The organism is Streptomyces venezuelae, assembly GCF_008642295.1.
Classification (GTDB): domain Bacteria; phylum Actinomycetota; class Actinomycetes; order Streptomycetales; family Streptomycetaceae; genus Streptomyces; species Streptomyces venezuelae_C.
Genome location: NZ_CP029190.1, coordinates 3,702,027 through 3,714,166, shown reverse-complemented (window position 1 = coordinate 3,714,166; position 12,140 = coordinate 3,702,027). Strand labels below are relative to the sequence as shown.

The following is a 12,140-nucleotide window of genomic DNA, read 5'->3' as shown; positions in this document are numbered from 1 at the left end:
GGGCCGATGTATCGACTCGATACATCCAGACGATAGAACGGGCCGCCTCCGCTCACAAGGGAGGGCATGGTGACCGGTGTCACATCACCAATTCGCACCAGGCAAGTTGCCGGATTTGGGGTGAACTTCGGCACTGGTTGGGTTTTGAACGTGCGTAGTCTGTGCGCCATGAGCGAGCACCGCCGCAAACCGCCGCAGCCTCAGGGCGGCGGCCGAGCAGCGTCCCGCCGGGCCGGCCAGCGCGGCACCGGCCGCAGCGCCATGCCCGGACGCGATGTCCCCACCACCTCGCACAGCGGCCCGTACGGCGGTCAGACCGCCCACGGCAGCCGTGCCGAGGCCCGTCGGGCCGCCCAGCGCGGCTCCGGCCGCGGCCGGCCGGACAAGCGGTTCATCAATTACCCGCGGTCCGACAAGCACGGCTGGCAGCGCTTCATGCCGTCCTGGAAGCTGGTCGGCGGGACCGCTCTGGGGTTCTTCGCGATCGTGACGGCGGGCGCCGGCATCGGTATCGCCATGGTCGGCACCCCCGACCCCCACAAGGCGGCCAAGGCCCAGAACAACGTCTACTACTGGGCTGACGGCTCCCAGATGGCGGCCACCGGTGGCACCACCAACCGGCAGATCGTCACCATCGACAAGATCCCGAAGTCGATGCGGAACGCGGTGATCGCAGCCGAGAACGCGTCCTTCGAGACCGACAAGGGCGTGGACCCCATGGGCGTGGGCCGCGCCGTCTACAACATGGCCACCGGCGGCTCCACCCAGGGTGGCTCGACGATCACCCAGCAGTACGTCAAGAACACCTTCCTCAGCTCCGAGCAGACCCTCAAGCGGAAGGTCACCGAGCTCTTCATCTCGATAAAGCTCGGTGTCACCGAGGAGAAGGACGTCGTCCTCGCGGGCTACCTGAACACCGCCTACTACGGACGCGACGCCTACGGCATCCAGGCTGCCTCCCGGGCCTACTTCGGCAAGGACTGCAACCACCTCACGCCCTCCGAGAGCGCCTTCCTCGCCCAGGTCCTCAAGGGTCCCAACCTCTACAACCCGGACGGCGGCATCGGCAGCGCCGCCACCCCGGAGGCCAACGCCGACCGGGCCGCGAAGCGCTGGGCCTGGGTGCTCGACCGCGAGGTCGAGGTCGGCCGGATGACCCCGCAGGAACGCGACCAGCACAAGGCCGCAGGTTTCCCCAAGCTCATCGACTCCGAGCAGGCCCGCTCGCTCACCGGCCAGACCGGCTACCTGGTCGAGACGGCCAAGCAGTACGTGATGAAGACCAAGAACCTCACGGTCGAGCAGATGGCCAAGGGCGGCTACCGGATCTACACCACCTTCCAGAAGCCCCGGGTGGACGCGCTGACCAAGGCGGTCGACGACACCCGCAAGGACTTCCTCGACCCGAAGAAGCGGCCCGCCCACGACACCAATGTGCAGTTCGGCGCCGCCTCCGTCGATGTGAAGACCGGCGCCATCGTCGCCCTGTACGGCGGTCCGGGCTGGGACCAGAAGTACTTCAACAACAACGCCAACACCACCGGTGTCCCGGTCGGCTCCACCTGGAAGCCGTACGTGCTGGCCGCAGCCATGGAGTACGGCACCCAGAACTCCGACGGCGAGGGCCTCTCCGTCGACAGCAAGTACCCGGCCAACGACCTCACCGTGATCAACAACCGGGCGGGCAAGCCGCTGCGCGACGCCTCCGGCAAGCCGTTCCGGCAGAAGAACGAGAGCTCCTTCCCCTACGGCTACGTGACCCTGAACGAGTCGATGGAGAAGTCCATCAACGTGCCGTTCGCCCAGCTCGTCTTCGACGTCGGCCACGACAAGGTGCGCAAGGTGGCCCAGGCCACCGGCATCCTCAAGGAGTCGATGAACCCCAACAACGACGCCTCGTTCGCCCTGGGCACCTCCACCCCCAGCGCCATCCGGATGGCCGACTCCTACGCCACCTTCGCCGCCTCGGGTACCCACCGCGAGCCGTTCTCCGTCACCAAGGTGGTCCAGAACGGCGAGGAGCTGGCCGGCTTCGAGGCACCCAAGGCGGAGCGGGCGATGGACAACGCCGTCGCCGACAACGTCACCAAGGTCCTCGAGAACGTCGTCGAGAACGGAACCGGCACCAAGGCCAAGAAGCTCGGCCGGCCGGCCGCCGGCAAGACCGGAACCACCGACAAGAACAAGTCGGCCTGGTTCGTCGGCTACACCCCGGAACTCTCCACCGCGGTCACCCTCTTCCGGACCGACCCCAACGCCAAGGTCAAGACCCTCGAGTCGATGAACGGCACCGGTGGCGTCGACTCCATCCACGGTGGCGACATCCCCGCCGTGATCTGGACCGACTACATGAAGGCCGCGCTGAAGGGCCTTCCGATCAAGAAGTTCCCCGAGGCCGAGGACATCGGCGTCACCGCCGACTCGGCCGGCGCGCCGTCCCCCAGCCCGAGCCCGTCGCCCTCCCCCTCCCCTTCGGAATCGAAGAAGCAGGAGGTCAGCCCCTCCCCCTCGCCGAGCCCGTCGAAGGGCGGCAAGCCCTCCTGCAAGCCGTGGCAGTGGGACTGCAACTCCGATGCAGGCACCACCACCGGCATCGACAACGGAGGGATGAGCGACGGCGGAGCCAACGGCGGCCCCGGTGGCATCAGCCCCTCCCCGAGCAAGTCCGGCAAGCCGGGCCGCCCGGGTGGCACCACCAGCGGATCGACCAGCGGAACCACCAGTGGTACCACCAGCGGTTCCGGCTCAACGGACGGCAGCACCATCTGGGGACCCTCCGGTGAGGACACCGGCTGACCCCGGTACGGCAGGATGAACGCATGACCAAGGTGCACGAGGACCACCCCGTACCACCCACCCGGGAGGACGAGGTCGCCGCCGCAGGCAGCCAGATCATCGGCGGCCCGCTCGGCCGCCACGCCCTGTTCGGCGGCCACTGGCTGACCCCGGTCCGGGTCGTGGTCCTCGTCGCCCTCGGCATGTTCGCCCTGGGCATGGTGCAGAAACTGCCCTGCTACAACTGGGCGTGGTTCAAGGGCGCGAGCTCCCAGTACACCCACGCCTGCTACTCCGACATCCCGCACCTGTACGTGGTACGCGGCTTCGCCGACAACCTCACCCCGTACTTCGACCGGCTCCCCGGCGACATGCAGTACCTCGAGTACCCCGTACTCACCGGACTGTTCATGGAGATCGCCTCCTGGCTGACCCCCGGCAGCGGCTCCATGCAGCACCGCGAGCAGATCTACTGGATGGTCAACGCCGGCATGCTGATGGCCTGCACGGCCGTCATCGCCGTCTGTGTCGCCCGCACCCACCGCCGTCGGCCCTGGGACGCCCTGCTCTTCGCCCTCGCACCGGCCTTCGCGCTCACCGCAACCATCAACTGGGACCTGCTGGCCCTCGCCCTGACCGCCGCCGCGATGCTCATGTGGTCCCGCGGCCGGGCGCTGGCCTTCGGCATCCTCATCGGCCTGGCCACCGCCGCCAAGCTCTACCCCGTCCTGCTGCTCGGCCCGCTCTTCGTGCTGTGCTGGCGGGCCGGGAAGTGGCGGGCCTTCGGGACCGCGGCCCTCGGCGCTGCGGGCTCCTGGCTGCTGGTCAACCTGCCCGTGATGATCTGGGCCTGGGAGGGCTGGACGAAATTCTACACCTTCAGCCAGGAACGCCCCATCGACTTCGGCTCCGTCTGGCTGCTGATCTCACAGCGCTCCGGGAACCCCCTGGAAGGCGCCAACACCTTCGCCACCGCGCTCACCCTGCTGCTCTGCGCGGGCATCGGCCTGCTGGCCCTGACCGCGCCCCGCCGACCGCGGTTCGCACAGCTCGCCTTCCTGGTCGTCGCCGCCTTCATCCTGACCAACAAGGTCTACTCGCCGCAGTACGTGCTGTGGCTGATCCCGCTGGCGGCACTGGCCCGCCCGCGCTGGCGCGACATCCTGATCTGGCAGGCCGGTGAGGTCATGTACTTCCTCGGCATCTGGATGTACCTCGCGTACACCACCAGCAACGACAAGCACCAGGGCCTGCCCCTGGAGGGCTACCAGCTGGCGATCGCCGCCCACCTGCTGGCCACCCTCTACCTGTGCGCGATGGTCGTACGCGACATCCTGCGGCCCGAACGGGACCCGGTACGCCGGGACGGCTCGGACGACCCCTCGGGCGGGATCCTCGACGGCGCCCCGGACGTGTTCGTCCTCAGAGACGCCGCGAGGGCGCCGCAGCAGGCGGCGCCCTCGGAGGGACAGCGGGTCGAGTGGGGTCAGCGGTCGACCGAACGGTCGAACTGAGTGGTCGTGTGCCGAAGGTGCGCGACCAGCTCGTCGCCCACCTTCGGCTCCGTCGCGTCCGACGGCACGAACAGGATCGACACCTGCATGTGCGGCGGTTCGGCGAACCAGCGCTGCTTGCCCGCCCACACGAACGGCGAAAGGTTCCGGTTGACGGTGGCGAGACCCGCCCGGGCCACGCCCTTGGCCCGCGGCATCACCCCGTGCAGCGCCTTCGGGGCCTCCAGGCCCACCCCGTGCGAGGTGCCGCCGGCGACGACGACCAGCCAGCCGTCCGAGGCGGCCTTCTGCTGCCGGTAGCCGAACCGGTCTCCCTTGGCCACCCGGGTGACGTCCAGGACCGACCCCTTGTACTCGGTCGCCTCGTGGTCGCCCAGCCACAGCCGGGTCCCGATCCGGGCCCGGAAGCGGGTCTGCGGGAACTGCTGCTGGAGCCGGGTCTGCTCCTCCGCCCGCAGGTGGCTCACGAACATCGTGTGCAGCGGCAGCCGGGCGGCCCGCAGCCGGTCCATCCAGCCGATGACCTCCTCGACGGCGTCCGAGCCGTCCGGCCGGTCCAGGGGCAGGTGCAGGGCGAAACCCTCCAGCCGCACGTCCTCGATGGCCCCGGCCAGCATGCCGAGATCCTGCTCGGACACCCCGTGGCGCTTCATCGAGCTCATGCACTCGATGACCACCCGGGCACCCACCAGCCCGCGCACCCCGTCCACCGAGGACACCGAGCGGATCACCCGGTCCGGCAGCGGCACCGGGTCCTCACCCCGCCGGAACGGGGTCAGGACCAGCAGGTCGCCGCTGAACATGTCCTTGATCTTCGCGGCCTCGTATGTGGTGCCGACCGCCAGGATGTCGGTCCCCAGCCGGGTCGCCTCCTCGGCGAGCCGGTCGTGGCCGAACCCGTAGCCATTGCCCTTGCAGACCGGGATCAGCCCGGGGAACTGGTCGAACACCTGCTTCTGGTGCGCACGCCAGCGCGCGGTGTCGACGTAGAGCGTGAGCGCCATGCCTGTCCGGACCCCTTCTCTCAGCGTTCTCTCAGCGGCGCGACATATAGATGTCGAGCGCCTTGTGCAGCAGCTTGTTGAGCGGGAAGTCCCACTCGCCGACGTACTCGACGGCCTCGCCGCCGGTACCCACCTTGAACTGGATCAGACCGAACAGGTGGTCGTTCTCGTCCAGGGTGTCACTGATACCGCGCAGGTCGTACACGCTCGCGCCGAGGGCGTAGGAATCCCGCAGCATCCGCCACTGCATCGCGTTCGAGGGGCGCACCTCGCGCTTGTGGTTGGCCGAGGCACCGTACGAGTACCAGACGTGCTGGCCGACGGTGAGCATCGTGGCGGCGGCCAGCGGCTCCCCTTCGTGCTTGGCGATGTACAGCCGCATCCGGTTGGGGTCCTCGGAGTTGAGGGCCGTCCACTGGCGCTGGAAGTAGCTGAGCGGGCGCGGGCGGAACTTGTCGCGCTCGGCCGTGATCTCGTACAGGTGCTGCCAGGTGGGCAGGTCCTCGTAACCGCCCTGGACCACCTCGACGCCGGCCTTCTCGGCCTTCTTGATGTTGCGGCGCCACAGCTGGTTGAAGCCCTTGAGGACATCGTCCAGCGAACGGTTGGCCAGCGGCACCTGGAACACGTAGCGCGGCTGGACGTCACCGAATCCGGCGCCGCCGTCCTCGCCCTGCTGCCAGCCCATCCGGCGCAGCTTGTCCGACACCTCGAAGGCGCGGGGCTCGATGTGCGAAGGCTCCACATCGCGCAGGCGCTTGACCTCCGGGTCCTGGATGCCCGACTTGATGGCGGCCGAGTTCCAGCGGCGGATGACCACCGGCGGACCCATCTTCACGGTGAACGCACCCTGCTGCTTGAGGTGGGCCAGCATCGGCTGGAGCCACTCCTCCAGATTGGGGGCGTACCAGTTGATGACGGGGCCCTCCGGCAGGTACGCCAGGTACCGCTTCACCTTGGGCAGCTGGCGGTACAACACCAGGGCGGCGCCGACGAGTTCGCCGGACTTGTCGAACCAACCGAGGTTCTCGGACCGCCACTCGTTCTTCACGTCGGCCCACGCCGGGACCTGGCAGTGACTAGCCGAGGGCAGGCTCTGGAGATAAGCCAGATGCTGCTCTCGGCTGATGGTCCTCAGGGACAGGCTCATGCGGGGCGCTCCTCCGGCGGCTTCGCTGGGTATGCCGCGAAGCCTACTGTGACAAGGGCGCCACCCATCCGGGGGACAAGGGGCGCCCTGCCGCGAAGGTGCCCCGGTCAGCCGATCAGGCCGCCGAACAGGCCTCCGTGAGCCATGCCCAGGAAGAAGCCGAGCGCGGACGCGCCCAGCCCGACGACCAGTGCGAAACGCTCGCGCGTGGTCTCGGAAATGAACTGTCCGTAGCCGCCCGTGAGGATCCCGATCAGCCCGGCCCACGAGGTGAGCAGGTGCAGATCGGGGAAGAAGGCCGTGATCAACGCCACGGCGCCCAGCACCAGTGTTGCCGCGAGCAGGGCGTCCTGAAGGGGATGGGGCTTGCCGTCGGTGGCGAGCAGGGAGATGGGGGACCGGCTTCGCATTGCCTGTGCCATCGGAAGGCACCTCCTGGCTGAGGCGGGCATAGCATCGCGCACACCCGATGTGTACAGATTGTGGTCCTCTCCTGCCGGATTTCAACCGGAAGGAGGGGAGCAGGTACTCTGTACGACTGCACTGGTGTCTGCCGTCTGCTCTGAGTCCTTCCGAGCGGCCGGATGCCGTGCAACACGCATCACGACCCTCCTGCCACGGAACGACCGTGGCCGCTGAGTCCAAAGGAGGTGGGTTCCACATGCGTCACTACGAGGTGATGGTCATCCTCGACCCCGATCTCGAGGAGCGCGCTGTCTCCCCGCTGATCGAGAACTTCCTCTCCGTCGTCCGTGAGGGCAACGGAAAGGTCGAGAAGGTCGACACCTGGGGCCGTCGTCGTCTCGCTTACGAGATCAAGAAGAAGCCCGAGGGCATCTACTCGGTCATCGACCTGCAGGCCGAGCCTGCGGTCGTCAAGGAGCTCGACCGCCAGATGAACCTGAACGAGTCGGTCCTCCGGACCAAGGTCCTCCGTCCCGAGACCCACTGAACTTCGGTTCAGCGGTAATCGGGTCCGAGTAGCACTAGCAGCCAGCAGCAATCCCCGCCGAGAGGTTCATCCATGGCAGGCGAGACCGTCATCACGGTCGTCGGCAATCTCGTCGACGACCCCGAGCTGCGCTTCACCCCCTCGGGTGCGGCGGTCGCGAAGTTCCGTGTCGCGTCCACTCCCCGCACCTTCGACCGCCAGACCAATGAGTGGAAGGACGGCGAGAGCCTGTTCCTGACCTGCTCGGTGTGGCGCCAGGCGGCCGAGAACGTGGCCGAGTCGCTCCAGCGCGGCATGCGCGTCGTCGTACAGGGCCGGCTCCGCCAGCGCTCGTACGAGGACCGCGAGGGTGTCAAGCGCACGGTCTTCGAGCTGGACGTCGAGGAAGTCGGCCCCAGCCTGCGCAACGCCACGGCCAAGGTCACCAAGACCTCCGGTCGCGGTGGCCAGGGTGGCTACGGCGGCGGCCAGCAGCAGGGCGGCGGCGGTGGCAACTGGGGCGGAGCCCCCAGCGGCGGCCAGCAGGGCGGCGGAGCTCCCTCCGACGACCCCTGGGCGTCCAGCGCTCCGGCCGGCGGCCAGCAGCAGGGCGGCGGAGGCGGCTGGGGTGGAAACTCCGGCGGTTCCGGCGGCGGCTACTCGGACGAGCCGCCCTTCTAGGGCAGCCCGTACCCAAACTTCTTGATCACACAGGAGAAACACCATGGCGAAGCCGCCTGTGCGCAAGCCTAAGAAGAAGGTCTGCGCGTTCTGCAAGGACAAGACCGCTTACGTGGACTACAAGGACACGAACATGCTGCGGAAGTTCATTTCCGACCGCGGCAAGATCCGTGCCCGCCGCGTTACCGGCAACTGCACGCAGCACCAGCGTGACGTCGCCACGGCCGTGAAGAACAGCCGTGAGATGGCGCTGCTGCCCTACACGTCCACCGCGCGCTAAGGAAAGGGTGACCGACTAATGAAGATCATCCTGACCCACGAGGTCTCCGGCCTCGGTACGGCCGGCGACGTCGTCGACGTCAAGGACGGCTACGCTCGCAACTACCTGGTCCCGCGTGGTTTCGCGATCCGCTGGACCAAGGGTGGCGAGAAGGACGTGGCGCAGATCCGCCGCGCCCGCAAGATCCACGAGATCGCGACCATCGAGCAGGCCAACGAGGTCAAGGCCAAGCTCGAGGGCACGAAGGTCCGTCTGGCCACCCGCTCGGGTGACGCCGGCCGTCTCTTCGGCTCCGTGACCCCGGCCGACATCGCTGCGGCGATCGAGGCTTCCGGTGGTCCGAAGGTCGACAAGCGCCGTGTCGAGCTCGGTGCGCCGATCAAGACCCTCGGTTCCTACCAGGTCTCCGTGCGCCTGCACGCCGACGTGGTCGCGAACCTGGGCGTCGAGGTCGTCGCCGCCTAAGGGCTGCACATGAAAGGGCCGCACCCCTCAGGGTGCGGCCCTTTCGTCATGTTTCACGTGAAACAGCGGCGCCAGCGGACAGCGGCGTCAGCGGGTGGCACCGGTGACCAGCCAGAGGCCCGAGCGGGCCCTCAGCTGCAGTGTGACCATCCGGACCAGCATCATCAGCGTCATCGCCCACCAGAGCATCGTCAGACCGCCCCCGAGAGCCGGGACGAGCAGGGCGGCCGGCGCGAAGACCGCCAGGGTCACCAGCATGGCCTTGGCCAGGTACGGGCCGTCGCCGGCACCGATCAGTACCCCGTCGAGGACGAAGACGACTCCGGCGATCGGTTGTGAGATGGCCAGCACCAGCAGGGCGGGCAGCAGCGCGGCTTCCACCGCCGGGTCGGAGGTGAAGAGCGGAATGAACAGCGGACGGGTCACGATGACCAGCAGGCCGAGTACCGCGCCTGCACCGATGCCCCACTGCACCATGCGGCGTCCCACTGCCCTGGCTCCTTCGGCGTCCCCGGCGCCCAGATAGCGGCCGATGATCGACTGGCCCGCGATGGCGATCGCGTCCAGGGAGAAGGCGAGCAGGCTCCACAGGGCGATCAGGATCTGGTGGGCGGCGATGTCCGTGTCGCCGAGCCGGGCCGCCACCGCGGTGGCGAGCATCAGTGCGGCGCGCAGCGAGAGGGTGCGGACCAGCAGCGGGGCGCTGGTCTGTGCACAGGCCCGGATTCCCGCCGGGTCGGGGCGGAGGGAGGCACCGTGCCGGCGGGCGCCGCGGACGACCACGATCAGGTAGACGGCGGCCATGGCCCACTGGGCGAGGACGGTGCCCCAGGCGGAGCCGGCGATGCCCAGGCCGGCGCCGTAGACCAGGGCGAGGTTCAGCACGGTGTTGGCGGCGAACCCGCCGATGGCCACGTAGAGGGGCGTACGGGTGTCCTGGAGGCCCCGCAGCACTCCGGTCGCCGCGAGGACCACCAGCATGGCGGGCAGGCCCAGCGCGGAGATCCTGAGGTAGGTGAGGGCGTACGGGGCGGCGGTGTCGGAGGCGCCGAACGCGGAGACCAGCCAGGGGGCCGAGGACAGCAGGGCGACGACGACCAGGGCGCCGAGCATCAGGGCCAGCCATATGCCGTCCATGCCCTGCCGTATGGCGGCCTGGAGGTCCCCGGCTCCCACCCGGCGGGCTACGGCCGCGGTGGTGGCGTAGGCGAGGAACACGAAGACGCTGACGCCGGTGGTGAGCAGTGCCGCCGCGATGCCGAGACCGGCGAGCTGGGGGGTGCCGAGGTGGCCCACGATAGCGCTGTCCGCCATGACGAACAGCGGCTCGGCGACGAGGGACCCGAAGGCGGGCACGGCGAGTGCGAGTATCTCGCGGTCATGCCGTTTCGGGCCGGCCTTCGGTAGCGCGGGGGCCTGTGTCATGTGCTCAATCTAATCTTCCACAGGTAATGGATGCAATGCCCCAGAGGTCCTTACTGTGGCGCTGACTTGGGCGTTCTCTGCAGCCCGTCCGGGGCGATCTTGAGACAGTGCCGAATTAATTTCTCCCCCACAGTCGGTGGATGAAGAAAGGGCAGGTCAGGAGGGGTATCGGGGCGGGTTGGGTGATTTTGTCCACAGCGCCGTCCCCCGGTCCGTGCACAGGTGGAAGCGAGTTACCCACAGCTTCGACCCCGTCATCCACATCTCATCCACACAGCCTGTGGATAACAAGATTGGCTGACGTCGCCCGCGGCCCTACCGTTGTGCGTTGCCCGACTCGCCGAAGCGCGGTTTCGGGTGCCCCACATGTCAGAGCCGTGTCGTAGAAAGAGTGACACGGCGAGGTCCGCGTTGCGGACGGGAGGAGGCGGCCCGGTGAGCATCCCCGAGCCCATGGACGACCCCTGGGCCGACACGGGTCCCGGTGACCGTCTGCCCGTCTCCCGTCCGCGCCGGGGAGAAGGCCGGGGCCGTGGCGACGAACAGCACGAGCGGGGCCGCGAGGGCGGTTCCTGGGACGGCGGGGGCGGCTTCGAGCGGGTCCCGCCGCAGGACCTGGACGCCGAGCAGTCCGTGCTGGGCGGCATGCTGCTGTCCAAGGACGCGATCGCCGATGTGGTCGAGGTCCTGAAGGGCCACGACTTCTACCGTCCGTCCCACGAAACGATCTACCAGGCGATCCTCGACCTCTACGCCAAGGGCGAGCCGGCCGACCCGATCACCGTCGGCGCGGAACTCACCAGGCGAGGTGAGATCGCCAAGGTCGGCGGCGCCTCGTACCTGCACACGCTGGTGCAGTCGGTGCCCACCGCGGCGAACGCCGAGTACTACGCGGAGATCGTCCACGAGCGGGCGGTGCTGCGCAGGCTGGTGGCGGCCGGTACGAAGATCACGCAGATGGGCTATGCGGCCGACGGCGACGTCGACGAGATCGTCAACAGCGCCCAGGCGGAGATCTACGCGGTCACCGAGCAGCGGACCTCCGAGGACTACCTGCCGCTCGGCGACATCATGGAAGGCGCGCTCGACGAGATCGAGGCCATCGGCTCGCGCAGCGGCCAGATGTCGGGAGTGCCCACCGGGTTCACCGACCTGGATTCGCTGACCAACGGCCTCCACCCGGGCCAGATGATCGTGATCGCGGCCCGTCCGGCCATGGGTAAGTCCACGCTGGCGCTGGACTTCGCCCGGGCCTGCTCGATCAAGAGCAACCTGCCGAGCGTGATCTTCTCCCTCGAAATGGGCCGCAACGAGATCGCGATGCGCCTGCTGTCGGCAGAGGCGCGGGTGGCTCTGCACCACATGCGGTCGGGCACGATGACGGACGACGACTGGACGCGCTTGGCCCGCCGGATGCCGGACGTCTCGGCGGCGCCGCTCTACATCGACGACTCGCCGAACCTGTCGATGATGGAGATCCGCGCGAAGTGCCGTCGGCTGAAGCAGCGCAACGACCTCTCTCTGGTGGTCATCGACTACCTCCAGCTGATGCAGTCGGGCGGCGCCCGGCGCCCCGAGAGCCGTCAGCAAGAGGTCTCGGACATGTCGCGTAACCTCAAGCTGCTCGCCAAGGAGCTGGAGGTGCCGGTCATCGCACTGTCGCAGCTGAACCGTGGCCCGGAGCAGCGGACGGACAAGAAGCCGATGGTCTCGGACCTGCGTGAATCGGGTTCCATCGAGCAGGACGCGGACATGGTGATCCTGCTCCACCGTGAGGACGCGTACGAGAAGGAGTCGCCGCGCGCGGGCGAGGCGGACCTGATCGTGGCGAAGCACCGTAACGGCCCGACGGCGACCATCACCGTGGCCTTCCAAGGCCACTATTCGCGGTTCGTGGACATGGCCAACACGTAGC

General features: G+C 68.4%; 11 protein-coding genes. 7 read left to right on the top strand and 4 right to left on the bottom strand.

The genetic code is table 11. The annotated features are described in order from the left end of the window. Positions 1–168 precede the first annotated feature (168 nt). Positions 169–2,796 carry a transglycosylase domain-containing protein gene (locus tag DEJ50_RS16375; protein ID WP_150208732.1) on the top strand — a complete coding sequence of 876 codons (2,628 nt, stop codon included), beginning with the start codon at positions 169–171 and terminating at the stop codon, positions 2,794–2,796. Between the two features lie 23 nt (positions 2,797–2,819). Continuing rightward, on the top strand, positions 2,820–4,289 hold the full coding sequence (locus tag DEJ50_RS16370; RefSeq protein ID WP_150208731.1) for a glycosyltransferase family 87 protein: 1,470 nt from the start codon (positions 2,820–2,822) through the stop codon (positions 4,287–4,289). Here DEJ50_RS16370 and DEJ50_RS16365 read toward each other — a convergent pair. The 3 genes from DEJ50_RS16365 to DEJ50_RS16355 all read right to left on the bottom strand — a co-directional run bounded on the left by DEJ50_RS16365 (position 4,262) and on the right by DEJ50_RS16355 (position 6,865). Beyond that, on the bottom strand, positions 4,262–5,293 hold the full coding sequence (locus DEJ50_RS16365; protein WP_150208730.1) for an alanine racemase: 1,032 nt from the start codon (positions 5,291–5,293) through the stop codon (positions 4,262–4,264). The genes DEJ50_RS16370 and DEJ50_RS16365 overlap by 28 nt on opposite strands. 31 nt (positions 5,294–5,324) lie before the next feature. Further along, entirely contained in the window at positions 5,325–6,443 is a 1,119-nt protein-coding gene (locus DEJ50_RS16360; RefSeq protein ID WP_150208729.1) for a lipid II:glycine glycyltransferase FemX, read from the bottom strand. 107 nt (positions 6,444–6,550) lie between these two features. Beyond that, on the bottom strand, positions 6,551–6,865 hold the full coding sequence (locus tag DEJ50_RS16355) for a hypothetical protein (RefSeq protein WP_150208728.1): 315 nt from the start codon (positions 6,863–6,865) through the stop codon (positions 6,551–6,553). Between the two features lie 239 nt (positions 6,866–7,104). Between DEJ50_RS16355 and rpsF the strand changes: the two genes are divergently transcribed. From rpsF to rplI, 4 genes are all read left to right on the top strand, one after another. Then, positions 7,105–7,395 carry a 30S ribosomal protein S6 gene (gene rpsF, locus DEJ50_RS16350; RefSeq protein WP_004950685.1) on the top strand — a complete coding sequence of 97 codons (291 nt, stop codon included), beginning with the start codon at positions 7,105–7,107 and terminating at the stop codon, positions 7,393–7,395. Positions 7,396–7,467: 72 nt separating this feature from the next. After that, positions 7,468–8,055 (top strand): single-stranded DNA-binding protein, encoded by a 588-nt coding sequence (locus tag DEJ50_RS16345; protein WP_150208727.1) that lies wholly within the window; start codon positions 7,468–7,470, stop codon positions 8,053–8,055. Between the two features lie 43 nt (positions 8,056–8,098). Next, positions 8,099–8,335 (top strand): 30S ribosomal protein S18, encoded by a 237-nt coding sequence (gene rpsR, locus DEJ50_RS16340; RefSeq protein ID WP_005315025.1) that lies wholly within the window; start codon positions 8,099–8,101, stop codon positions 8,333–8,335. 18 nt (positions 8,336–8,353) lie between these two features. Beyond that, positions 8,354–8,800: a 50S ribosomal protein L9 gene (gene rplI, locus DEJ50_RS16335; protein ID WP_150208726.1), complete on the top strand. Its 447-nt coding sequence runs from the start codon at positions 8,354–8,356 to the stop codon at positions 8,798–8,800. Positions 8,801–8,887: 87 nt separating this feature from the next. Here rplI and DEJ50_RS16330 read toward each other — a convergent pair whose 3' ends face one another. After that, a complete protein-coding gene (locus DEJ50_RS16330; protein WP_150208725.1) occupies positions 8,888–10,225 on the bottom strand; it encodes an MATE family efflux transporter in 1,338 nt (445 codons plus the stop codon). A gap of 435 nt (positions 10,226–10,660) precedes the next feature. On the opposite strand from DEJ50_RS16330, the gene dnaB reads away from it, so the two are divergent. Then, positions 10,661–12,139: a replicative DNA helicase gene (dnaB, locus tag DEJ50_RS16325; protein WP_150208724.1), complete on the top strand. Its 1,479-nt coding sequence runs from the start codon at positions 10,661–10,663 to the stop codon at positions 12,137–12,139. The last annotated feature ends 1 nt before the right edge of the window (position 12,140 follow it).